Annotated in this window: 27 protein-coding genes; 25 read left to right on the forward strand and 2 right to left on the reverse strand. The window is 60.2% G+C overall.

The genetic code is table 11. The features are described 5' to 3' along the window. The first annotated feature begins 7 nt into the window (after nucleotides 1-7). The 24 genes from CKW30_RS08185 (at nucleotide 8) to recX (ending at nucleotide 19025) form a co-directional block, all read left to right on the forward strand. Complete coding sequence (locus tag CKW30_RS08185) at nucleotides 8-1030, forward strand: phage tail protein (RefSeq protein ID WP_095180505.1); 1023 nt, start codon at nucleotides 8-10, stop codon at nucleotides 1028-1030. 156 nt (nucleotides 1031-1186) lie between these two features. Beyond that, nucleotides 1187-1771 (forward strand): hypothetical protein, encoded by a 585-nt coding sequence (locus CKW30_RS08190; protein ID WP_095180506.1) that lies wholly within the window; start codon nucleotides 1187-1189, stop codon nucleotides 1769-1771. After that, entirely contained in the window at nucleotides 1768-1950 is a 183-nt protein-coding gene (locus CKW30_RS08195) for a DUF2635 domain-containing protein (RefSeq protein ID WP_024011856.1), read from the forward strand. Before CKW30_RS08190 ends, CKW30_RS08195 begins: the two co-directional genes overlap by 4 nt. Next, complete coding sequence (locus CKW30_RS08200) at nucleotides 1950-3446, forward strand: phage tail sheath subtilisin-like domain-containing protein (RefSeq protein WP_095180507.1); 1497 nt, start codon at nucleotides 1950-1952, stop codon at nucleotides 3444-3446. Before CKW30_RS08195 ends, CKW30_RS08200 begins: the two co-directional genes overlap by 1 nt. Nucleotides 3447-3513: 67 nt before the next feature. Continuing rightward, nucleotides 3514-3861 carry a phage tail tube protein gene (locus CKW30_RS08205; protein ID WP_007908779.1) on the forward strand — a complete coding sequence of 116 codons (348 nt, stop codon included), beginning with the start codon at nucleotides 3514-3516 and terminating at the stop codon, nucleotides 3859-3861. Next, nucleotides 3858-4154, forward strand: a complete 297-nt coding sequence (locus tag CKW30_RS08210; protein ID WP_007908778.1) for a phage tail assembly protein — start codon at nucleotides 3858-3860, stop codon at nucleotides 4152-4154. The genes CKW30_RS08205 and CKW30_RS08210 overlap by 4 nt, the downstream gene beginning before the upstream one ends. 130 nt (nucleotides 4155-4284) lie before the next feature. Then, complete coding sequence (locus CKW30_RS08215; RefSeq protein ID WP_095180508.1) at nucleotides 4285-6174, forward strand: phage tail protein; 1890 nt, start codon at nucleotides 4285-4287, stop codon at nucleotides 6172-6174. Further along, complete coding sequence (locus CKW30_RS08220; RefSeq protein WP_095180509.1) at nucleotides 6171-7409, forward strand: DNA circularization protein; 1239 nt, start codon at nucleotides 6171-6173, stop codon at nucleotides 7407-7409. The genes CKW30_RS08215 and CKW30_RS08220 overlap by 4 nt, the downstream gene beginning before the upstream one ends. 3 nt (nucleotides 7410-7412) lie before the next feature. After that, on the forward strand, nucleotides 7413-8462 hold the full coding sequence (locus tag CKW30_RS08225; RefSeq protein WP_095180510.1) for a phage baseplate assembly protein: 1050 nt from the start codon (nucleotides 7413-7415) through the stop codon (nucleotides 8460-8462). A 151-nt stretch (nucleotides 8463-8613) separates the two neighbouring features. Next, entirely contained in the window at nucleotides 8614-9123 is a 510-nt protein-coding gene (locus CKW30_RS08230; RefSeq protein WP_095180511.1) for a phage baseplate assembly protein V, read from the forward strand. Next, nucleotides 9123-9521 carry a phage GP46 family protein gene (locus CKW30_RS08235; RefSeq protein WP_016771422.1) on the forward strand — a complete coding sequence of 133 codons (399 nt, stop codon included), beginning with the start codon at nucleotides 9123-9125 and terminating at the stop codon, nucleotides 9519-9521. Before CKW30_RS08230 ends, CKW30_RS08235 begins: the two co-directional genes overlap by 1 nt. Next, nucleotides 9511-10557 carry a baseplate J/gp47 family protein gene (locus tag CKW30_RS08240; RefSeq protein ID WP_056783281.1) on the forward strand — a complete coding sequence of 349 codons (1047 nt, stop codon included), beginning with the start codon at nucleotides 9511-9513 and terminating at the stop codon, nucleotides 10555-10557. The genes CKW30_RS08235 and CKW30_RS08240 overlap by 11 nt, the downstream gene beginning before the upstream one ends. Then, nucleotides 10545-11144: a YmfQ family protein gene (locus tag CKW30_RS08245; RefSeq protein WP_041478090.1), complete on the forward strand. Its 600-nt coding sequence runs from the start codon at nucleotides 10545-10547 to the stop codon at nucleotides 11142-11144. The genes CKW30_RS08240 and CKW30_RS08245 overlap by 13 nt, the downstream gene beginning before the upstream one ends. Before the next feature lie 13 nt (nucleotides 11145-11157). Beyond that, the gene (locus CKW30_RS08250) at nucleotides 11158-12309 is read left to right on the forward strand and encodes a phage tail protein (protein ID WP_095180512.1); all 1152 of its coding nucleotides are present in this window, start codon (nucleotides 11158-11160) and stop codon (nucleotides 12307-12309) included. Next, a complete protein-coding gene (locus CKW30_RS08255) occupies nucleotides 12306-12821 on the forward strand; it encodes a phage tail protein (RefSeq protein ID WP_095180513.1) in 516 nt (171 codons plus the stop codon). Before CKW30_RS08250 ends, CKW30_RS08255 begins: the two co-directional genes overlap by 4 nt. A gap of 124 nt (nucleotides 12822-12945) precedes the next feature. Further along, nucleotides 12946-13839 carry a phage tail protein gene (locus CKW30_RS08260; protein ID WP_095180514.1) on the forward strand — a complete coding sequence of 298 codons (894 nt, stop codon included), beginning with the start codon at nucleotides 12946-12948 and terminating at the stop codon, nucleotides 13837-13839. Then, on the forward strand, nucleotides 13840-14286 hold the full coding sequence (locus tag CKW30_RS08265; protein ID WP_095180515.1) for a phage tail assembly chaperone: 447 nt from the start codon (nucleotides 13840-13842) through the stop codon (nucleotides 14284-14286). Nucleotides 14287-14303: 17 nt separating this feature from the next. Next, complete coding sequence (locus tag CKW30_RS08270; protein ID WP_095180516.1) at nucleotides 14304-15506, forward strand: carbohydrate-binding protein CenC; 1203 nt, start codon at nucleotides 14304-14306, stop codon at nucleotides 15504-15506. 11 nt (nucleotides 15507-15517) lie between these two features. Continuing rightward, a complete protein-coding gene (locus tag CKW30_RS08275; protein WP_095180517.1) occupies nucleotides 15518-15736 on the forward strand; it encodes a hypothetical protein in 219 nt (72 codons plus the stop codon). Nucleotides 15737-15772: 36 nt separating this feature from the next. Beyond that, nucleotides 15773-16339 carry a glycoside hydrolase family 19 protein gene (locus CKW30_RS08280; RefSeq protein ID WP_095180518.1) on the forward strand — a complete coding sequence of 189 codons (567 nt, stop codon included), beginning with the start codon at nucleotides 15773-15775 and terminating at the stop codon, nucleotides 16337-16339. Then, nucleotides 16318-16836 carry a lysis system i-spanin subunit Rz gene (locus tag CKW30_RS08285; RefSeq protein WP_095180519.1) on the forward strand — a complete coding sequence of 173 codons (519 nt, stop codon included), beginning with the start codon at nucleotides 16318-16320 and terminating at the stop codon, nucleotides 16834-16836. Before CKW30_RS08280 ends, CKW30_RS08285 begins: the two co-directional genes overlap by 22 nt. Nucleotides 16837-16903: 67 nt before the next feature. Beyond that, a complete protein-coding gene (locus tag CKW30_RS08290) occupies nucleotides 16904-17404 on the forward strand; it encodes a CinA family protein (RefSeq protein WP_041478216.1) in 501 nt (166 codons plus the stop codon). An 83-nt stretch (nucleotides 17405-17487) separates the two neighbouring features. Then, nucleotides 17488-18546 carry a recombinase RecA gene (gene recA / locus CKW30_RS08295; protein ID WP_024011876.1) on the forward strand — a complete coding sequence of 353 codons (1059 nt, stop codon included), beginning with the start codon at nucleotides 17488-17490 and terminating at the stop codon, nucleotides 18544-18546. Between the two features lie 8 nt (nucleotides 18547-18554). Beyond that, on the forward strand, nucleotides 18555-19025 hold the full coding sequence (gene recX, locus CKW30_RS08300; RefSeq protein ID WP_041478085.1) for a recombination regulator RecX: 471 nt from the start codon (nucleotides 18555-18557) through the stop codon (nucleotides 19023-19025). A gap of 60 nt (nucleotides 19026-19085) precedes the next feature. Here recX and CKW30_RS08305 read toward each other — a convergent pair whose 3' ends face one another. Next, complete coding sequence (locus CKW30_RS08305; RefSeq protein ID WP_095180520.1) at nucleotides 19086-20201, reverse strand: TIGR00730 family Rossman fold protein; 1116 nt, start codon at nucleotides 20199-20201, stop codon at nucleotides 19086-19088. Nucleotides 20202-20542: 341 nt separating this feature from the next. Between CKW30_RS08305 and CKW30_RS08310 the strand changes: the two genes are divergently transcribed. Continuing rightward, nucleotides 20543-20740 carry a hypothetical protein gene (locus tag CKW30_RS08310; RefSeq protein ID WP_016770569.1) on the forward strand — a complete coding sequence of 66 codons (198 nt, stop codon included), beginning with the start codon at nucleotides 20543-20545 and terminating at the stop codon, nucleotides 20738-20740. Here the strand turns inward: CKW30_RS08310 and CKW30_RS08315 are convergent, their stop codons facing one another. Then, nucleotides 20741-21166: a PA3611 family quorum-sensing-regulated virulence factor gene (locus CKW30_RS08315; protein ID WP_007908738.1), complete on the reverse strand. Its 426-nt coding sequence runs from the start codon at nucleotides 21164-21166 to the stop codon at nucleotides 20741-20743. Nucleotides 21167-21255: the final 89 nt, after the last annotated feature.

Below are 21255 nucleotides of genomic sequence, written 5' to 3' on the forward strand. Positions count from 1 at the left end.
AGGTTGAATGGCACTGGGATTTACGCCGGCAGTGAATATCTACGGGGCCAACGCGGCCTTGCTCAATCAACGCCTGATCAGTTGGGAGCACATCGATGCCGCCGGTTTCGAGTCCGATCAGCTGACGTTGACTATCGATCTGGAGGGGCTTGAGGGGTTGCCGAATCTGGGCGGCAAGATTGGCATGCAAGTCGGCTATCGAGAAACCGCGATGGTCGATAAAGGCCTGTTCAAAGTGACGCGTCTGACGCCAACACTGTTTCCGTTTCGCCTCACCCTGGTGGCCACTGCGGCGCCATTCAGCAAGGATGATGAAACCGGCTTCAAGCAGCGCCGCACCGCCAGTCATGGGCCAACGACGCTGGGTGGATTATTTCGCAAGCTGGTGGAGCTGCACGGCTTTTCGCCACGGGTCGCGCCGGAGATTTCGTTGATCCGCATCGAGCACATCGACCAGTCCAACGAGACCGACATGGGGTTTGTCACGCGTCTGGCGAAAAAATACAACGTCGTCGCCAAGCCTTACGGCGATGTTTATGTGCTGGCGCGGCCCGGGCAGACCAAGTCGTTGTCGGGGCAGATTCTGCCGGACGTGACGCTGTCGGTTACCCACAACAATCGCCCCGGCGATCACGCCTTCATCAGCGCCACGCTGGAAGAATCTGCCCGCGAGCAGGCCAAGGGCTGCAAGACCTGTTTCTGGGATGCGGCGGCCGGGGTGCTGCGCTGGGTTGAAACCGGTGTTGCGCCGTTCAAGACGCTGCGCCAGAAGCAGCCCAGCGAAGCTGATGCCATCGCAGTAGGCGAGGGCGAAGTGCGCAAGATGCTGCGGCAGAAGTACAAGGTGCAAATCACCTGCCCGGGGGATCCACGGCTCGCGGCCGAAGGGCTGGTATTGCTCGATGAGAGCTGGCCGGACTTCATGCGCGGACGCTGGTCGATCGACAAGGTCACCGCCAGCGGCAGTCGCGAGAACAGCTATCGCTGCCTGATTGATGCGTCGTGCCTGGATCCCAAGGCGGAACAGTAATCCTGAACCGAGTGCATATTCCTGTGGGAGCGAGCCTGCTCGCGAAAGGGACGTCAGCTTCAGCATCGATGTGACTGATCGACCGCTTTCGCGAGCAGGCTCACTCCCACAGGACTGCGGCGTCCTCTGTAATTCCTCTTATTCCGGAACACCCCCATGAAGATCACCCCGATCCTCACGCAACTGCGTGGGCAATGCCCTGGGCTTGCCAATCATAGTTCGGTGGGTGTCGATCTGGCGTTGCTGCAAGGCAACCCCGATCTACCGACACCCTCAGCTCACGTACTGCCGCTGGCCGATCTGGCCAGTCCTGGCAGCGCACAAAACCTCACCACCCAACCGATCCGCGAGCGCTTCGAAATCGTTCTGGTGCTTGATGCTACCGACGCGACAAAAGCGCTGGATGGGTTGCACGACCTGCGCGCCGAACTGTGGCGCGCGCTGGTGGGGTTTAAACCCGATTCCGACTACAGCGCCATCGTCTACGACGGCGGCGAGATGGTCTCGATCAACAGCAGCCGCGCCTTCTATCGGCTGCGTTTTTATGCCGAGTTCCAGCTCGGCCGCAATCTGCCAAGTCAGCCTGCGGAGAGTTGGCACGAGCGCGAACTGGACGCTTTGTCGTCCTTTACCGGGATGACGGTGCGGGTCGATGCGATCGATCCGGCCGACCCCAATCTGCAACGCCCGGGTCCGGATGGCCGGGTGGAAATGACTTTCTCTGGAGACGTAACCCCATGAGCAACCGCATCACCGTAGTGCCGGCCGCTGGCCGTGTCGTACCTGACCCGGAGGCCGGCGACTTGCTGCCGGCCGCAGGCCGTGAAGTGCTGGACAGCGCCTGGTGGCGCCGGCGTCTGGCCGACGGCGATATCACACTCAAAACCGCAAAAGCGGCTAAACCACAGGGAGCCAAATAATGGCGATCGGATTCAGCAACATCCCGGCGGACATTCGTGTTCCGCTGTTCTATGCCGAAATGGACAACTCGGCCGCCAACAGCGCGACCTCGGCCATGCGCAGTTTGATCGTCGCGCAGGTCAACGACAATATTGCCCCGACTGAGGTCGGCAAACTGGTGCTGGTTTCCAGCGTGGCGCTGGCGAAAAGCATCGGCGGCCAGGGCTCGATGCTCGCTTCGATGTACGAGACCTTCCGCAAGGCTGACCCGATCGGCGAGATCTGGTGCCTGCCGCTGCACAACACCGAAGGCGCCATCGCCAAGGGGGTGTTGACCCTGACCGGCACCGCGACGCAGGCGGGCATGCTCAATCTGTACGTCGGCGGCGTGCGCGTGCAGGCCACCGTGGTCAACGGCGCCACCGCCGCTCAAGCGGCCACTGCCCTGGCGCAGAAAATCAACGCCACTGCCGACCTGCCGGTCAGCGCGGCGGCTGCCGAAGGCGTGGTCACCCTGACCGCCAAATGGACCGGCGACAGCGGCAACGACATCAGCCTGCAATTCAATCGCCTGGGCAAGAGCAACGGCGAAGAAACTCCGGCCGGTCTGACCAGCGCAATCACCGCCATGACCGGCGGCGCCGGTGTGCCGGATCAGATCGCCGCCGTCGCGGCTCTAGGCGATGAGCCATTCGAATTCATCGCCTTGCCGTGGTCCGACTTGGCCACCCTCAACACCTGGCAAGCGGTGATGGATGACAGCACCGGTCGCTGGTCGTGGGCCAAGCAACTGTTTGGTCACGTCTACAGCGCCAAACGCGGCACGGTCGGTACGCTGGTCGCTGCCGGCCAGGCGCGCAACGATCAGCACATGACCATCCAGGCGCTGGAGCCGGGCGTACCGCAACCGTTCTGGGTACAAGCGGCGGCGCTGGCTGCGCGCACGGCGGTGTTCATCTCCGCCGATGCCAGCCGTCCGACGCAAAGCGGCAGCCTGCCGGGTGTTGACCCGGCGCCGGCCAGCGAGCGCTTCACCCTGACCGAGCGTCAGTCGCTGCTCAACTACGGCATCGCTACTGCGTACTACGAAGGCGGTTACGTGCGCATCCAGCGCTCGATCACCACCTACCAGAAGAACGCCTACGGCCAGGCCGACAACTCCTATCTGGACAGCGAAACCATGCACCAGTCGGCGTTCATCGTGCGTCGTCTGCAAAGCGTGATCACCAGCAAATACGGCCGCCACAAACTGGCCTCCGACGGTACCCGTTTCGGCGCCGGTCAGCCGATCGTCACGCCTGCGACCATTCGCGGCGAGCTGATTGCGCAGTACGCCAAGCTAGAGCTGGAAGGCCATGTGGAGAACGCCGAGCTGTTCGCCGAACACCTGATCGTCGAGCGCGACGTGCAGGACCCGAGCCGCGTGAACGTGCTGTTCCCGCCGGATTACATCAATGGCTTGCGCGTGTTCGCACTGCTCAACCAGTTCCGTCTGCAGTACGACGACGCGGCCTGATCCGCGCAGTCGGCGCTAAGCATTCAGCCCACCTCGCGTGGGCTTTTTATTTGAAGGGAGAAACACCATGGGTCAACTGATTGCAGGCACCTGCTACGTCAAGGTCGACGGCGCACAACTGACCATCAATGGCGGCTGCGAAGCCCCGCTGATGGCCGTCAAACGTGAAACCGTCGTGCCCGGTTTCTACAAGGAAACCGACATCGCGCCGTCGTTCAAAGTGACCGCGCTGCACACCGCCGACTTCCCGCTGAAGAAGCTGATCGAAGGCACCGATATCACCGTCACCTGCGAATTCAGCAACGGCAAAGTTTACGTGCTGGCCGGCGCCTATCTGGTCGAGGAGCCAGTTTCCAAGGGCGACGACGCCACCATCGAACTGAAGTTCGAAGGCATCAAGGGGACCTGGCAATGAGCGGCGCCGTGAAGCTTCAGGTAGCGATCGAAGCCCACGGCGAGCCTCTGACCGAACTCGTTCTGCGCCGCCCGACGGTGCAGGAAGTGCGAGCGATCAAGGCGCTGCCGTACAAGATCGACAAGAGCGAAGAAGTCAGCCTCGACATGGACGTGGCGGCCAAATACATCGCTGTGTGCGCGGGCATCCCGCCGTCGTCGGTCAACCAGTTGGATCTGGCTGACCTCAACGCGCTGAGCTGGGCCGTTGCGAGTTTTTTCATGAGTGCGGCGTCGGCGCCATCACCGACCTGATCGCCGTCGCCTATGACCTGGCCTGGTTCTGGAAGGTTGATCCCGAACAGATGATGGCCAGGCCACTGGATGTGCTCCGCGAATCGCTGGAGCACGCGCAACGGATCAATGCGATGCAGCAGGTGCAGTGATGGCAGACGAAGAGAAGAAAACCCCGAAACCGGTGCTGATCACCGGCATCGATGAACTCTCGCCCAAACTGGGCGCCCTGCGCATGAAGGTTGAGAGTTTTAAAAACAATCTCGAGCAGACCGGCCTCGGCAAACTGGACATCAGTGGTCTGTTCAATGGCGGCAGCGTGACCACGCCGTTTGTAGACGGCATCAAATCGGCCGCAGCGTTCCAGGGCAAATTGAGCGAAGTCAGCGACACGGCGAAAACCGTAGATCTGCCCGCCGCGCCGACAGCAGCGACGCAGAACATGAACGTGTTCAGTGCGTCGATGCAGAAGGTTTCGGCGGCGGTGGACGCCGCGCTGGTGCCGGCGGTGGGGGCCTTGGTGGTCGGGCTGGAACCGATGCTGACGCAGGTCGGCAGCCTGCTCGCCGACAACCCGAAACTGGTTGAAGGCCTGGCGGCGGGGGCAATTGCCTTCTCCGCTATGCAAACCGCGGTCACCGGTATGACGCAGGTGATGGACGTCATGAGCATGGTGCTCAAGACCAACCCGATCATGCTGATCGCCATGGGCATTGCCGTGGCGGCCGGTTTGATCGTGGCCAACTGGACGCCGATCAGCGCGTTCTTCACAGGGATGTGGGAGGGCGTGAAAAACATCGGGGCGAGTGCGATGGCGACGTTGCGCTCGGTACTCGACTGGCGACCGCTGGCGGCACTGGCTGCGCTGTGGGAACCGGTCACGGCATTTTTCTCCGGAGTCTGGGACAAGGTGATGGCCGTGACGGCGCCAGTGATCGACTTCTTCAAGTCGGTTTTCTCGTGGTCGCCTGCGGGGATGATCATTGAAAACTGGGGGCCGCTGACCGGCCTGTTCTCGGCGATCTGGGAATTGCTCAAGGCCTTGAGTGTGCCGGTGATGGCATTTCTCAGAAACCTGTTCGATTTCTCGCCGATGCAGATGCTTACCGATGCGTGGGGTGGTGTCGTGAGGTTCTTCGAACCGATGTTCAGCGGCCTGCTAGAAGTCGCGCTACCGGCTAAAGAATTCCTCGTGTCGCTGTTCGACTTCTCGCCAATGCAGATGATCACCAGCGCTTGGGGAGGCATTGTTGCGTATTTCCAGCCGATATTGACGACGCTGCAATCGGCTGTGCAAAGCACCCGGGATACTTTGCGGGCACTGTTCGATTTTTTCCCGATGCAAATGCTCACCAGCGCCTGGGGTGGGATTGTCGGGTTTTTCGAACCGATCTGGATGGCGCTGCAAACGTCTGTGCAGCGGGTCAGAGGCTTTTTCACCAGCCTGTTCGAGTGGTCGCCATTGGAGCAGATTGCCCAATATTGGCAGCCGATCGGTGAAGTCTTTTCGGCGATCTGGGGCGTTGTGTTGGCGCTGTCCGCGCCGGTCGCGGACTTTCTGCACAGCCTGTTCGAATGGAAGCCTCTGGATCAGATCATCGAGAGTTGGGGGCCGATCACCGAGTGGTTCGGCGAGTTGTGGCAAAAGCTGCAAACCGTCATTGCGCCGATCAAGGAGTTGTTCGACGGTGGCTTCGCCGGACTGATCGCCAAGGTCACCGGCAAGGTTGAAACGCTGACCCAAGCGCAACGCGAGACCAATGCCGAAGGCAAGGGTGAGCTGGCGCCGGCGTTTTTCGCTGCCAGCCCGGCGCCTGCTGGCAATGGCACACTGCAAAGCGGCTCGTTGCCACAAACCTCCAGCGCGCTGATCCAGCAAAGTGCCGCCAACAACCGTACGCAACTCGAAGGCGGTCTGACCGTGCGCTTCGAAAATGCGCCGGCCGGCCTGCGCACCGAACAACCGCAAACCAATCAACCTGGCCTGGCCGTGTCTTCACGCATCGGCTATCGCTCGCTGTCGATGGGAGGTTCCCAATGAACTGGCGTGACCGTTTATTGCCGGCATCCTTTCGCGGTGTCGGTTTCTGGATCGACCAGGCGAAAACCCCGGTCGGGCGCAAAGGACAGTTGCATGAGTACCCGCAACGCGACCTGCCGTTTTTCGAGGACCTCGGCCAGCAGGCCAAGACTCACGATCTGACCGCGTTCATCATCGGCCCCGATTGCCTTGAGCAGCGCGACAAGCTGCTCAAGGCGCTGGAGCAGGGGCGTGGCGAGCTGGTGCATCCGTGGCTTGGACGCCTGCAAGTCAAGGTCGGCGAATGCGACATGACCCACACCCGCCAGGACGGTGGGCTGGTGACGTTCGCATTGAAGTTCTATCCCGACCAACCCCTGCCGTTTCCGACAGCCACGGTCAGCACGCAGAAAGTGCTCCTGGCCAAGGCCGACGGTCTGCTGGGTTCAGCGGTGGCGCGTTTCGAACAGGCGATGACTTTGATCAAGGCTGCGCGGATCGGCATCACCAACCTGCGCAACAGCCTTACCGGCGTCTATGACGTGATCAAGGAGCAATTGAAACCTTTGATCGAGCAGTACCGCCAGATCACTGAACTGGTCAAAGCCGTGAAAGAGCTGCCCAAGGAAGTGGCGGCGGAATTCAACGGTTTGCTCGGCGATATCCAGGAACTGAAAGCGTTCGCCAAGGAAGGCTACCGTGGCGTGATCGCCGACGTGTCGCAGCAACTCGAAGCGATTCGCAAGGCTGATGCGCCGAAGATCACCACCGGCAAGGACACCAATGCCGCAGCGCAGGCGATGGCCGATCTGGTGCAGGACACGCTGATCGTCAAAGTGGCGCAGTGGGTCGCATCGATGCCAGTGGCCACCCGAGCGCTGCAACTGCCGTCGACGCCCACCGTTGCTCAGCAGGCCCATCAGCAAGTCACCCGCCCGGAAGTCCCGGCCACGGATGATTTGCAGGCGCTGCAAAAGGATTTGGTGGAGGCGCTGCAAGGGGCGAAAAACAAGGCCGATCCTGATCACTATCAAGCTATCAGTGATGTGCAGGATGCCTTGGTTGCGCACCTCAAGGCCGTGGCATCCTCGGGCGTGCGACTGGTCAGCAAATCCTTTCAGGAAAGCCTTCCAGCACTGGTCATAGCGTACAAACAGTTTGGCGACGCCACGCGAGTCACCGAAGTCGTGCAGCGCAACGGCGTGACCAATCCGTTGTACCTCCCGCAAAGCGATGTGAAAGTCTCCAGGGAGTGAACCATGGACGAGTTGGATAACCACGTCACACTGACGGTTAACGGCATGGAATACGGCGGCTGGAAAAGCGTCGAAATCACCGCCGATCTCGAGCGTCAGTTCCGCACCTTCAAGCTCGACATTACCTGGCAATGGCCGGGGCAGGCGGTGAGCAAACCGATTAAACCCGGCGACCCCTGCGAGGTGAAAATCGGCAAGGATCTGGTGCTCACCGGTTACGTGTTCAAGGCACCGATCCGCTATGACGGGCGGCAGATCAGCCTGACCATCGAAGGCAGTTCGAAAACCCAGGATCTGGTCGATTGCGCCGCCCGTAACCTGCCCAGCCAATGGCAGCAACAACCCTTGCTGACTATCGTCCGCGATCTGGCGAGCGAATATGGACTGTGGGTCGTCAATGAAATCAGCGACACCACACGCCTGACCAAACACACCATCGTGCCGGGTGAAACGGCATTCCAGTCGATCGACCGATTGCTGTCGCTGCTGCGGGTGTTTTCCACCGACAACGAGCTGGGCCAGTTGGTGTTGGCCAAACCCGGCAGCGGCGGCCGCGCCAGCGATGCGCTGGAGCTGGGCAAGAATATCTTGTCGGCCAGTGCGCCAATGGATTTCAGCCAGGTGTTCTCCGAGTATCGGGTGATCGGCCAGCAGAAAGGCTCGGATGCGAAAAGCGGCGCGGCGGTCAGCGAAGTCGAGTCGACGGCGGCCGACCTGAGTTTCAAACGGCGGCGCACCACGGTGATCAACGAAGGCACGCAACTGACCTTTGAGTTGGCGCAGCAGCGTGCCCAATGGGAAAGCGCGACTCGCATGGGTCGCGCGCAGACCACCGCCTATCAGGTGCAGGGCTGGCGGCAGAGCAATGGCGATTTGTGGCGCCATAACACGCTGGTCAAGGTCAAGGACCCGGTGCTGGATTTCGATGGCGACATGCTGATTTCCAAGGTCACTTATTCGTTGTCGGCGCAGGGTTCGGTGACCACGCTGCAAGTGGCGCCGCCGCATACCTTTGATCCTGATCCGACGCCCCCGAAGCAATCCCAGGCCTGACGCAGGATCCTGCTGGCGACAATGGCCCTTGTGGGAGCGGGCTTGCCCGCGATAGCGGTCGTGACAACAAATACATTTTTTCCCTGACACACCGCCATCGCGGGCAAGCCCGCTCCCACAGGGTTTGTGTCGACAAAGTCTAAGGAAACCCATGAGCCTACTGACACGCCTGCTGGCGCGCGGCACTGTCGTGCTCGCCAATTCGGCAACCAAGCTGCAATCGCTGCAAATGCGCCTCACCGCCGGTGAAGTCAACGACGACCTCGAACACTTCGAACCCTACGGTTTCACCAGCCATCCGTTGGCTGGCGCTGAAGGGGTCGTCACCTTCATCGGCGGCGACCGTTCCCACGCCATCGCCCTGGTCATCGCCGACCGTCGCTATCGCCTGCAAGCGCTCGCTGCCGGTGAAGTGGCGATCTACACCGACGAGGGCGACAAAATTCATTTCAAGCGCGGGCGGATCATCGACATCGAAACCGCCACGCTGAACATCCGCGCCAGCAGCGCGGTGAACTTCGACACGCCGGTGATAAACCAGACCGGCAAGATCGTTTCCACCGGTGATCAACTGGCTGGCGGCATCAGCCAGACCAAACACGTGCATGTAGGCGTGCAGGCCGGCAACGGTCAGACCGGCGCGCCGGCAGGAGGCCAGTGATGTTCATCAGCCAGAACCTCCACGCCGCACTGACCCGCGCCGTGCTCATCAGTCTGTTCACCTGGCGTCGCGCCGCTGATGACGACGCCCTCGATGACGAAGAACGCTTCGGCTGGTGGGGCGACAGTTTTCCCACGGTTGCCGACGATCGCATCGGCTCGCGGCTGTGGCTGCTGCGCCGGGTCAAGCTGACCCGGCAGACGCAGATGGACGCCGAGTTCTATGCCCGCGAAGCCCTGCAATGGCTGCTCGACGACGGCCACTGCAGCGCCATCGACATCATCAGCGAACGCCTCGATGCCCAGCGCCTGAACCTGCGCACGGTCCTCACGCTGGCCGACGGCGAACGTCTGGACATCAACCCCGATAACAGTTGGCAGGTGATCTATGCCGTTTGAAACCCCTTCGCTGCCGGTGCTGATCAAGCGCACCCAAAGCGACCTGGCTGGCGATTCGCTGCGCCAGTCCGATGCGCAAGTGCTCGCCCGCACCCTCGGCGGCGCCGCTTATGGCTTGTACGGTTATCTCGACTGGATTGCCGAGCAGATCCTGCCCGACAAAGCCGATGAGTCAACCCTGGAACGCATCGCCGCGCTGCGCCTGAATCAGCCGCGCAAAGCCGCGCAGGTGGCTACCGGCAGCGTCAGTTTTACCGCCACTCCCGGCGCCGTGCTCGACGTCGACACTCTGCTGCAAGCGAACGATGGCCGCACCTACAAAGTCACCACGGCGCGCACCACGGTCAATGGCAGCAACAGCACCACGATTGCGGCGCTGGAGGCCGGCAGTCTGGGCAACGCTGATGCGGGTTTGACGCTGACCCAGGTGCAGCCGATTGCCGGGATTGTCGGCAACAGCTTCGTGGTGCTGGCGCCGGGCCTCAGCGGCGGTGTGGCGCGGGAAAGCCTCGAATCGCTGCGCTCGCGGGTCATCCGTTCCTACCGCGTGATTCCCCACGGTGGCGCGGCCAGCGACTACGAAACCTGGGCGCTGGAAGTGCCGGGTGTGACGCGGGCGTGGTGCCGGGGCGGCCTGCTCGGGCCGGGCACGGTGACGGTGTTCATCATGCGTGATGAAGACCCGCAACCGGTGCCGAACGATGAGCAGTTGGCGGAGGTTCAGGAGTACATCGAACCGCTGCGTCCGGTGACCGCGGAAGTGCACGTGCAGCGACCGGTTCAGGTGCCGGTAGTGTATCGCTTCAAGAGCGTCAATCCGGACACCACCGCCGTGCGCGCCGCCGTTGAAGCGCAGTTGCGCGATCTGCACAACCGCGAGGCCGATCTCGGTGTGCCGCTGCTGATCAGCCATATCCGCGAAGCGATCAGCAGCGCCGGCGGCGAATACGATCACACGCTCACTGCTCCGGCCGCTGACGTGCCGGCCGGGCAGAGCGAACTGCTCACCTTCGGAGGCTGCGTATGGGGGGCATAAGAACCGCCGCGCAATACCAGGCGCAGTTGCGCGCCTTGCTGCCCAGTGGCCCGGCATGGGATCCGGAGCGGGTGCCCGAGCTTGAGGAAGTGCTGCAAGGCGTCGCCGTCGAACTGGCCCGCCTCGACGCCCGCGCCGCCGACCTGCTCAACGAGATGGACCCGGCCGGCGTCAGCGAACTGGTGCCGGACTGGGAGCGGGTGATGAACCTGCCCGACCCGTGCCTGGGCGCCACGCCGTTGTTCGACGACCGCCGCCTCGCCGTCCGCCGCCGCTTGCTCGCGGTCGGCAGCCAGGCGGTCGGTTACTACCTCGACATCGCCAAAAGCCAGGGTTACCCCAACGCCAGCATCACCGAACACGAAGCCCCACGCATGGGCCGCGCCCGGTTTGGTTCGGCGCATTGGGGCACCTGGGAAGCGCAGTTCATGTGGACGCTCAACACCGGCGGCCGCCTGCTGCTCGGCCGCCGTTACGGCGCGAGCTACTGGGGCGAGCGCTTCGGCGTCAACCCAGGCTCGGCGCTGGAATGCCTGATCCACCGCAGCGCGCCGGCGCATACCAAGGTGCACATCAATTATGACTAGGGAGGGATGAGGGATGGATTATCCGAAGAGTGTGCCCAGTGCCGGCTTGGTGAATGGGAAGTTTGTTGATGAGAACCCTATGACGGGGACGCCGGGATCGTTGATTCCGGCGGATTGGGGTAACGGAGTTACCCAGGAAATTCTTAACGTGATCAAGGCGGCGGACCTGACGCCGGACGAGAAGAAATACGATCAGTTGTTGCAGGCGATTCAGAGCGTTTCGGCCAAGGGCTGGAATTTGGATTCGGCGTTGCCGATTGGCGCCTTGCCAACCGCCACCGTCGCTACGGCGGACGGGCGATTGCCAATCACACTGACCGCGTTTGCTACCAGTGGCGGGCGGTTATCTATTCTGCCCGGCGTACTGATCAGCCTGGGCCAAGAAGTGCTGGCAGGTCAGTTGGGTCGTCCGCGCACGTTTACGACACAAGCCTGGAGCAGTGCCGATCTTTTGCCCAACTCTGGTTACTTTCTGCGTGCGCAAGTGGTTGCGGGCCTACTGACCTTCTACATGCAGCGCGGCACGATTTATGACGCTACACCGGAGGGTTTGAAGGGCACGATCAATGGAACGGCGGGAGGCGGTTTCCAGTCGACGACGCTGGATCTTTGTCTGGCATGGGTGGTGACGGCTGGTCCCGGCTCGGTACCAATTGTCCGGCCGATTTATAACCGCAGTCGCTTGTCGTGGACGCAAACAATCAGCGGTAATGGCGTGGTGTACCTGCCACTTGACCCGCATGCTCGTGCCGCTCGTCTGGTGGTGGGCAACGCGACGCCGCATCCGACACAAGTCACAGCTGTGAATTTCGCTACACCCGGATGGCTGGGCGCCAACTACTGTTTTCTCAACCCGAAGGTTGCCACGTCGAGCAACTGGGACGGCTGGGCCAATGCGGGTGAGACGGTGCGGGTTATTACCAACAACGAGGTGAATGACACAACCGTTTCGACATTGACCGCCAGCTTCGACCACAGCATTTTGCGTTCCCTGTGGCAGACCTATCAAGCCGAACACGCCTTCGGTGCTGATAACGGAACAAGTGACGAATTGCTGTTGAGCATGGGTATCAAAAATATCCTTCCAAGCGACTACTCCAACGGTATTGCGATCAACTTTACAGCAGCGGTGAATATCAATCTTTTCTGGGAGTTGATCCGATGATCATCATTCAAGAAATGCATCAGTTCGAGGACGGTTTGCGTGCTGCACAGCCTTCTCCTGCCCATGAGTGGGTCGCTGAAGCATGGCAGCTCAATACGGGCAGGGTCGCCGAACTGGAACTGCTGGAAGCCGAACGCCTCTGCGGCATGATCGACGCCGCTGCTGATAACGTCCGCTCGGTGCTGGCCGGCGACCCGCTCAAAGCCATGGAATACGCCCAGGCCGCCGCCGACGCGCAGGCTTATCAGGACGCCGGTTACCCAAAAAAAGAAGTGCCGCTGTCGGTCGCCGCGTGGGTTGTCAAAGGCCGCAGCGCCAAACAGGCCGCCGAGCAGATTCTGAGTAAGGCGGAGCAGTTGACTGACCATTTGCTCACTCTGCGCACTTTGCGCCTGAAGGCCAAGGCGCAGATTCGCGCACAGGCGGGCAAGGGCAAGGTCGATTTGGCGCGTGGCGCCGCAGACGATGCGTTGATCGGGATTCGTGCCCTGATCAACGGTATATCCAGCTAGGCAACAAGGTCCACTTCTACGTCACCGACGCCACGCGATATGGGCTTGTTTAGTTTGTACATCATTTGGCCTGTGGCGCCCCGCGCGACCGCAAGGATCGAAGTCATCGTTAAGGAAAAAGACAATGGATTATCCAATCAGTGTGCCAAGCGCAGGCTTGGTCAATGGCATGTTTGTTGATGAGGACGCGCTCGCGGGCACACCCGGCTCGTTGATTCCCGCGAGATGGGGCAACGGCGTGACGCAGGAAATTCTCGGCGTTGTGCGGGCTGCTGGAATGACACCGACCGAGACTTCAAATACACAAATGCTCGACGCGCTACGTAGCTCGCAGCTCTTCAAAACCCCGGCGCAATTCGATTTCAGCCGTTCAGTGGCTACGGCCGAGTTCGTGCAGCGTGCACTGGGCAATCACGCAGGGTCTCGTGACATCGCAGCCACGGCGCAACTTTCTCTTGCGGATGTGGGATGGGCGATCGGCCTGGGCGGAAACTCGGCCTATACCGTGTCTTTGCCAGACATCAAGTCAGTTCCCAATGGCGCAACGTTCACGCTGCATTGCCGTAGCAACGCCCCGGTCACTATTGCCTGTACAGGCATTGCGAAAATAAGCCCGCAAGGAGCTGAACTGACCTCGATTGTCATGAACAGTGGTGAGAGCGCCACCGTCGTCAGGGAAAACGGAGTCTGGGCAGTCCACGGCACCGCGAGTCTCAAATATGCCGCACTGTTTTCAGGGTTGACGGCTAACCCCGGGTATCAGAAGCACGCCAGTGGGAACATAGATCAATGGGGGACCGGCATTACGGATGCCAACGGTGAAATGTGGGTCAATTTCCCGGTTTCCTTCCCGAATGGTTTTTTCTCATGTGTCGCCAACCATGCCGGTGGCGAAGCGGCCATCGTGATTGTTGTCGGAGGCACCGCCACCAAGCAAGGCGTTCGCTTGAAAGTGCGCAACGCGGTCAACCAGCCTGGCGCTGGCTGGACCGTGTTTTATTTTGCCAAGGGTTATTGAATGAATACTACCAACGTGCTTTTCAGCGCCGGTACGCGAGGCGTGTATGTACCGGGTATCAATTCGTCGGACATTCCTGACGATGTCATCGAAATTCCCCAAGCCTATTGGATCTCGCTGCTGCAGCAACTGTCGGTCACCGCGAAAGTTATTGGCGTGCATGCTGAAAGCGGTTATCCGGTCCTGGTCGATCCACCGCCTCCTTCGGCAGAGGCGGCCGCAGGCTTCGAGCGCACCTGGCGCAACGCCCAGCTTGCCGCCACTGACGGCCTGGTCGCACGCGACCGTGATGAACTGGAGGACGGCGGCGGCACAACATTGACCACTGAACAATATGCCGAACTGCAAACTTATCGACGGGCGTTGCGCGAGTGGCCGCAAGGCTCATTCTTCCCGTCCAGCGCGCATAGGCCGGTGGCACCGAGCTGGCTGCCTGCTGCGCTTTAAATCATTAGGGACGTGATATGGATTATCCGAAAAGCATTCCGGGCTCAGGTCTGGAAAACGGCAGGTTTGTCGACGAAGACCCGATTGCAGGGACGCCGGGGTCACTGATCCCGGCGAGTTGGGGGAACAGTGTTACCGAGGAAATACTCAATGCAATCACGGCCGCTGGCCTGACACCTGATGAAAATCAGACCCATCAATTGGCTCAAGCCATTCGAGAGTTGTCCAGACCTGATCCGCTGCAAGCGTTTCCGGTGCAGGTCTATCGCAAGAATCTGTTGATCAATGGCGATTTCAGAATCTGGCAGCGTGGTGCGAGCAATCAGGCGCCAAATGTCGGCGGGTACGTGGCTGATCGTTTCCGTTGTGACTGGAACGGAAACGCCGGAGTGAGCATCACGCGGCAAAATTTTGCGCTCGGGCAAGGCGAGGTCTCTGATGAACCGGCCTGTTTCCTGCGCTGGCAGCAAACGTCCGCAGGGGCGGGAGCTACCGTTCACAAAATCTCCCAGAATATAGAGTCGGTCAGAACGCTCGCCGGAAAAACGGCAACGCTGACGTTTTGGGCTCGATCCGATGCCGTGCGGCCTTTGCAAATAACGATTGCGCAGCAATTCGGAGTAGGTGGATCGGCAGCCGTTGGGAAACTGATTGATACGTTTCAACTGAACACAGTGTGGACGCGCTACACCGCAACGTTTCAGGTGCCCGCCATTGCGGGGAAAATGCAAGGCAGCGGCGACTGTCTGACATTGGCGTTCGATCTGCCTCTCAACGTTCTGCAAACGGTCGATCTGACACAGATCCAATTGGAGGAGGGGCCTGTGTCCACTCCCTTTGAGCTTCGTCCCTTAGCGCAGGAGCTGGCGTTATGTCAGCGCTATTACGAAAAGTCATTTGCTTCCGGGTTGCCGGTCAAAGCCAATAATGGCACCAATACGTGTATCTCGACGTTTACTCAGGTCCCGGCAGGAAATATCGGCCAATACGGGATGACGATCGGCTTTCTGGTTCAGAAAAGGGTTCAACCGACTGTCACTGCCTATAGCCCGGCAGACAGCAGTAATCAGGTCTGGAATCAAACGATCAGCAAAGCTTGCACCGGCACGCTACTTCAAGGCGTAACGGATCGTAGTATTTCTTTTGCCACTGTCACGCCAGTCGGCAGCGCACCGGGGCAGACTTTACAACTGGAATGGACAGCGGACGCTGAAATCTAGGAGCGACACTCATGGCTTATCAACTAAGCGCTTGCGGCGTGTTGCGCCTGGCTGACTGTGCATTTATTCCACAGGACTCCAACAATCGCGACTGGCTAGAGTTCCAGCAGTGGCAGCTCTCGGGCGGGCAGGTGCTACCGGCGGATGGGGTACTCGCTGAAACTGGTGCAACCGGCACCCTGAAAACTCTGGCAAATAAATGGCTGGCAAGCATCAGCCGCCAGCCGTGATTCAATCGGGGCAACATCCAGGGAGGATCAAGCATCATGCAATTAACTGAAAAACACCTTATCGACATCATGCCCAACGCCCGCTCCCAAGCGGGCGTTTTTGTTTCGCCACTCAACACCGCGATGGCCAGGCATCGCATCGATACGCCAAAACGTATCGCGGCTTTTCTGGCACAGGTCGGTCACGAGTCGGGCCAATTGCGTTACGTGCGCGAACTGGGCAACAACCAGTACCTGAGCAAATACGACACCGGCACCCTGGCGCTGCGTCTGGGCAATACGCCCGAGGCGGATGGCGACGGGCAAAAGTATCGCGGGCGTGGACTGATTCAGATCACCGGCCGGGCAAATTATCGTCAGTGCAGTCTCGGCTTGTTTGGCGATGAGCGTCTGTTGGCATTGCCCGAATTGCTCGAGCAACCGCAATGGGCGGCCGAATCGGCGGCGTGGTTCTGGGCGCAGAAGGGCTTGAACGAACTGGCCGACGCGGACCAGTTCAACACCATCACCCGCCGGATCAACGGCGGGTTGAATGGCTTGCAGGATCGACTCGAGATCTGGGCACGGGCGAGGGCGGTGCTATGTCCGGCTCCTGGCGCGTGATGGGTCTGTTGCTGCTGGTGACCGGGGCGTTTGCAGCGGCATGGCAGTTTCAGGACTGGCGCTACGGGCGGCAATTGGCCGAGCAGGCGCGGTTAAACGCCGAAACCCTCAATCAACTGACGCAGACCGCCGCCACCGCGCAACAGGCCGAGCAGGATAGACGCCTGGCACTGGAGCAGCGGCTCGCGGCCAGTGAGCAAACCCATTATCGAGCGCTGAGCGATGCCCAACGTGATCAGGATCGCTTGCGCGATCGCCTTGCTACTGCCGATGTGCGGCTGTCAGTCCTTCTCGATGCCGGCGACGTTGCCCACGGCTGTGCGGTGCCAGCCGCCGCCGGCACCGGCGGCGTGGATCCTGCAACCGTACGCGCCCGACTTGACCCGGCGCATGCTCAACGAATTATCGCCATCACCGACACCGGCGACCGTGGATTGATTGCGTTGCAGGCCTGTCAGGCCTATGTCAGAGCGCTGGCGCCCGAACATCTTGAATGATCTTGTGTATTGAAAGCATGGCCGGCTCGTGTACGGTGAAGGCATTCCACACGATTCGGAGCTCGCCGTGAAAGAGACCACTCAACTGGCCGCAGAACTGGGCCGACGTCTGCAAGTGCTCAATGCTCATGTCACTACCGCCGAGTCCTGTACCGGTGGCGGTATCGCCGAAGCGATTACGCGGATTCCGGGCAGTTCGGCCTGGTTTGAAGCGGGGTACGTGACGTACTCCAATCGGCAGAAAACCCGGCAGCTGGATGTGCCAGGCGATTTGTTCGAGACGGTAGGGGCGGTCAGTCGTGAAGTGGTCGAGGCCATGGTGCGCGGTGCGCAGCATCACAGCCTGGCGCATTTTGCCGTGGCGGTCAGCGGTGTCGCCGGTCCGGACGGTGGCACGCCGAACAAACCGGTGGGCACAGTGTGGCTGGCCTGGGGTGTGGGCGATGAGGTTTACACTGAAGTTCAGCACTTCCCCGGCGGTCGTGATGAAGTCCGCCGACAAACGGTGAAGGCCGCGCTAGAGGGGCTTGTGCGACTAGCGGCACGAGAAATCGAAAATCAGGGGTAGGCGATCTTCGAACGCTGTGGAATAATACTGGCTACTTATACAGGTGTTGGCCGTCAGGCCTTATTGATTACGTGAGGACTTTAATGGACGACAACAAGAAGAAAGCCTTGGCTGCGGCCCTGGGTCAGATCGAACGTCAATTCGGCAAGGGTGCCGTAATGCGTATGGGCGATCAGGACCGTCAGGCGATCCCGGCCATCTCTACTGGCTCTCTGGGTCTGGACATCGCACTCGGCATCGGCGGTCTGCCAAAAGGCCGTATTGTTGAAATCTACGGTCCTGAATCCTCCGGTAAAACCACGCTGACGTTGTCCGTGATCGCCCAGGCGCAAAAAGCCGGCGCGACCTGCGCATTCGTCGACGCCGAGCACGCGCTCGATCCAGAGTACGCCGGCAAGCTGGGCGTCAACGTTGACGACCTGCTGGTTTCCCAGCCGGACACCGGCGAACAGGCCCTGGAAATCACCGACATGCTGGTGCGCTCCAACGCCGTTGACGTGATCATCGTCGACTCCGTGGCCGCACTGGTGCCGAAGGCTGAAATCGAAGGTGAAATGGGCGACATGCACGTCGGCCTGCAAGCACGTCTGATGTCTCAGGCGCTGCGTAAAATCACCGGTAACATCAAGAACGCCAACTGCCTGGTCATTTTCATCAACCAGATCCGTATGAAAATCGGCGTGATGTTCGGCAGCCCGGAAACCACCACCGGTGGTAACGCGCTGAAGTTCTACGCCTCGGTTCGTCTCGACATCCGCCGTACCGGCGCGGTGAAGGAAGGCGACGAAGTGGTCGGCAGCGAAACCCGCGTCAAGGTTGTGAAGAACAAGGTGGCTTCGCCGTTCCGTCAGGCCGAGTTCCAGATTCTTTACGGCAAAGGCATTTACCTCAACGGCGAGATGATCGACCTGGGTGTGCTGCACGGTTTTGTCGAGAAGTCCGGCGCCTGGTACGCCTACGAAGGCACCAAGATCGGTCAGGGCAAGGCCAACTCGGCCAAGTTCCTGGCGGACAACCCGGAAATCGCCGCGAAGCTCGAGAAGCAGCTGCGTGACAAGCTGCTGTCGCCAGCGGTGATCGCGGATTCCAAGGCCTCGGCGGTCAAAGAGACCGAAGACGACCTGGCCGACGCTGATCTCTGATACCAGCGATGACCACCGCCGTACTGGATACCCTCGTCGCGGTGCGGCGAACCGCCATGGACCTGCTCGCACGTCGCGAGCATGGTCGAGTCGAGTTGACGCGTAAGCTGCGTCAGCGCGGCGCCGAGGCGGAGCTGATCGAAACAGCCCTCGACCGTTTGACGGAAGAGGGTCTGCTTTCCGAAGCCCGTTACCTTGAAAGTTTTGTCTCCTACCGCGCCCGTTCCGGCTATGGCCCTCTGCGAATTCGCGAGGAGCTCAGCCAGCGGGGTTTGCAACGTACCGATATCGAAATCGCCCTGCGCGAAAGTGGTATCAATTGGCAGGCGCAGCTTCAGGATACGTGGCAACGCAAGTTCTCCGGACATTTACCGATTGATGCGAAAGAACGGGCCAGGCAAGGCCGGTTTCTGGCGTATCGGGGGTTCTCGATGGAGATGATCAACCGCTTGTTCAGCGGTCGAGGGATGGACGATTAGACCGATTCAACAAAAAAGGCCCGCTATTTTTTAAAAAAATAGCGGGCCTTTTTTTTGCCTTCAAATCACGTTGAAAGGCTCGAGTGAGCGTTGTGCAGTGGGCGGTTTTGAATCGGCCCAGTTTTCCGGCAGATTGATAAAGTCCACCAACTCCCTCAGACGACCATGGGTACGGCCATTGAAGGCAAAGGCCAGCCGTGCCAGATGGCTGAACTGCGCATCGTCGTGTTCTTCGCCGCTGTAGGCATGTTGGTGGAACTGGTCGCTCAGGCACAGATCAGCAAACTCCTCCTGCATCCGCGCCAGTGCCTGGTCGCTGAGCTTGTGGTTCATGCGAATCACAAATTGCCGCTTGAGCCAGCGGCTGGAGTGGAAGTTGCTGTAGAACTGATTGATCTCTTCCACCGCTTCTTCAACGCTGTAGACCAGTCGCATCAGCTTCATATCGGTCGGCAGGATGTAGCGGTTTTCTTCCAGCTGATTGCGGATGAAGTCCAGCGCGCCTTGCCAGAACGTCCCGCCCGGAACATCCAGCAACACCACCGGCACCAATGGGCTTTTGCCGGTCTGAATCAGCGTCAGCACTTCCAGCGCTTCATCAAGGGTGCCAAACCCGCCCGGGCACAGCACCAGCGCATCGGCCTCTTTGACGAAGAACAGTTTGCGGGTGAAGAAAAAGTGGAATGGCAACAGATTGTCGGTGCCGTCGACAGTAGGGTTGGCATGTTGTTCGAAGGGCAGGGTGATATTGAAACCCAAACTGTGGTCACGCCCGGCTCCTTCGTGGGCGGCGGCCATGATGCCGCCGCCGGCGCCGGTGATGACCATCATGTCTGCACGCGTCAGCGCTGCGCCGAGTTCGCGGGCCATTGCATACAGCGGATGTTCCACTGGCGTGCGTGCCGAGCCGAACACGGTAACCTTGCGCCGGCCTTTGAATTGTTCGAGCACGCGGAACGCTTGTTCCAGCTCACGCAGGGCTTGCAGGGTGATCTTGGCGTTCCAGCGGTTGTGGTCTTCCTGAGCCATGCGCAGCACGGTCAGGATCATGTCACGGTAGATGGGGATGTTCGGGCTGTTGGTGGAAATATGACTGAGTTGGGCTTCGACCTGGCTGATGAGGTCGCCGCTTTCCTGAAAATGACGGCTCAAGAGGTCGTTCGGTTGATAAGGCATTCAACGTCTCCTTCTGTACAGGGCGGGTAGCCCGGACAACCAGCGTCCGGGTCGCACTGCAAAAACACGCAGGGCCGGCAGTTCCATTTCTGCCGTTAACGAATGATCGGGAATACTCTCAATCTAGACCCTCGCACGCATTCGCGCTGACTTGAACAGTGCGCTGTAACGTTTTGTCTGGCAACCGCTTACTGATTTGCGCCAAAGCCCCGCCGCTCGTCTGAACGTATCGCAAAGGGCCATCACTCTGATTTACTCAAATACAGACGTCGCAAGACAACCTTGCGTTTGCGCAAGGCAAAGCAATTCAAGGATTCGTGGGTGGCAAGGAGGCGGGATGCATGGTCAGAGTGGTTCTGGAGATCGATACGCAGTTGTATCGAATGTTGCAGGAGTCGGCCGAGACGCATCAATTGAGTCTCGAAGAAGAGTGCTGCCGACGATTGGCCGGCGGCGAGCGTCGCTCGCGCTATCTGCAGGCGCTAGTGGCGGAATTGCGCGCCGAGGATGAGCAGCGGCGCGCCAAGGCTTCGCGCTGATTACTTCTTCTTCGCTGGCGCGGCTTTCGGGCAATCGGATTCCTGGTAACTGGCCGAGCCGATCGCTTTGTTGGTTTTCACTTCGGTGAAGTCGTAACGCATGATCGCGCCCTTGGCCATCAGCTTGCGGTACGACGGGTTGTTGCACACCGACGCGCCCAACTGGAAATACACAGCCTTGGGATCGGCGCGCATCTTGTCGGCGTGGCTCTTTTGCACGCTCAGATGGTTGATCAGCTGCGTGCCTTCGACGGTGTAGCCTTGATCAAGAATGTCTTCATTGATCGCCCGTGGCGTGCCGACGCTGCTTTGGGCGGCGACGTTGCGCAGCTCTCGGTTCAGATTCTGCTCACTCAGGGACGCAGCCTGAGCGGTAAAGGACGACGCCAGCAGAATGGCAGCGGTGGGAACGATAAGGCGCAGCATGAAACTCTCCTGATTCGGTGACTGGTGGTTCGACCCGTCACGGGGCGGTGCGTTCAGTGGCGGCGAATTATAGGGGAGCCGGTCTGGAC

This window comes from Pseudomonas sp. Irchel 3F6, assembly GCF_900187595.1.
GTDB lineage: Bacteria > Pseudomonadota > Gammaproteobacteria > Pseudomonadales > Pseudomonadaceae > Aquipseudomonas > Aquipseudomonas siliginis.

Bases quoted from the DNA above. Each gene is read 5' to 3' on its own strand.
- CKW30_RS08185 (WP_095180505.1), top strand. From the start codon at position 8: ATGGCACTGGGATTTACGCCGGCAGTGAATATCTACGGGGCCAACGCG.
- CKW30_RS08190 (WP_095180506.1), top strand. From the start codon at position 1,187: ATGAAGATCACCCCGATCCTCACGCAACTGCGTGGGCAATGCCCTGGG.
- CKW30_RS08195 (WP_024011856.1), top strand. From the start codon at position 1,768: ATGAGCAACCGCATCACCGTAGTGCCGGCCGCTGGCCGTGTCGTACCT.
- CKW30_RS08200 (WP_095180507.1), top strand. From the start codon at position 1,950: ATGGCGATCGGATTCAGCAACATCCCGGCGGACATTCGTGTTCCGCTG.
- CKW30_RS08205 (WP_007908779.1), top strand. From the start codon at position 3,514: ATGGGTCAACTGATTGCAGGCACCTGCTACGTCAAGGTCGACGGCGCA.
- CKW30_RS08210 (WP_007908778.1), top strand. From the start codon at position 3,858: ATGAGCGGCGCCGTGAAGCTTCAGGTAGCGATCGAAGCCCACGGCGAG.
- CKW30_RS08215 (WP_095180508.1), top strand. From the start codon at position 4,285: ATGGCAGACGAAGAGAAGAAAACCCCGAAACCGGTGCTGATCACCGGC.
- CKW30_RS08220 (WP_095180509.1), top strand. From the start codon at position 6,171: ATGAACTGGCGTGACCGTTTATTGCCGGCATCCTTTCGCGGTGTCGGT.
- CKW30_RS08225 (WP_095180510.1), top strand. From the start codon at position 7,413: ATGGACGAGTTGGATAACCACGTCACACTGACGGTTAACGGCATGGAA.
- CKW30_RS08230 (WP_095180511.1), top strand. From the start codon at position 8,614: ATGAGCCTACTGACACGCCTGCTGGCGCGCGGCACTGTCGTGCTCGCC.
- CKW30_RS08235 (WP_016771422.1), top strand. From the start codon at position 9,123: ATGTTCATCAGCCAGAACCTCCACGCCGCACTGACCCGCGCCGTGCTC.
- CKW30_RS08240 (WP_056783281.1), top strand. From the start codon at position 9,511: ATGCCGTTTGAAACCCCTTCGCTGCCGGTGCTGATCAAGCGCACCCAA.
- CKW30_RS08245 (WP_041478090.1), top strand. From the start codon at position 10,545: ATGGGGGGCATAAGAACCGCCGCGCAATACCAGGCGCAGTTGCGCGCC.
- CKW30_RS08250 (WP_095180512.1), top strand. From the start codon at position 11,158: ATGGATTATCCGAAGAGTGTGCCCAGTGCCGGCTTGGTGAATGGGAAG.
- CKW30_RS08255 (WP_095180513.1), top strand. From the start codon at position 12,306: ATGATCATCATTCAAGAAATGCATCAGTTCGAGGACGGTTTGCGTGCT.
- CKW30_RS08260 (WP_095180514.1), top strand. From the start codon at position 12,946: ATGGATTATCCAATCAGTGTGCCAAGCGCAGGCTTGGTCAATGGCATG.
- CKW30_RS08265 (WP_095180515.1), top strand. From the start codon at position 13,840: ATGAATACTACCAACGTGCTTTTCAGCGCCGGTACGCGAGGCGTGTAT.
- CKW30_RS08270 (WP_095180516.1), top strand. From the start codon at position 14,304: ATGGATTATCCGAAAAGCATTCCGGGCTCAGGTCTGGAAAACGGCAGG.
- CKW30_RS08275 (WP_095180517.1), top strand. From the start codon at position 15,518: ATGGCTTATCAACTAAGCGCTTGCGGCGTGTTGCGCCTGGCTGACTGT.
- CKW30_RS08280 (WP_095180518.1), top strand. From the start codon at position 15,773: ATGCAATTAACTGAAAAACACCTTATCGACATCATGCCCAACGCCCGC.
- CKW30_RS08285 (WP_095180519.1), top strand. From the start codon at position 16,318: ATGTCCGGCTCCTGGCGCGTGATGGGTCTGTTGCTGCTGGTGACCGGG.
- recA (WP_024011876.1), top strand. From the start codon at position 17,488: ATGGACGACAACAAGAAGAAAGCCTTGGCTGCGGCCCTGGGTCAGATC.
- recX (WP_041478085.1), top strand. From the start codon at position 18,555: ATGACCACCGCCGTACTGGATACCCTCGTCGCGGTGCGGCGAACCGCC.
- CKW30_RS08305 (WP_095180520.1), bottom strand. From the start codon at position 20,201: ATGCCTTATCAACCGAACGACCTCTTGAGCCGTCATTTTCAGGAAAGC.
- CKW30_RS08310 (WP_016770569.1), top strand. From the start codon at position 20,543: ATGGTCAGAGTGGTTCTGGAGATCGATACGCAGTTGTATCGAATGTTG.
- CKW30_RS08315 (WP_007908738.1), bottom strand. From the start codon at position 21,166: ATGCTGCGCCTTATCGTTCCCACCGCTGCCATTCTGCTGGCGTCGTCC.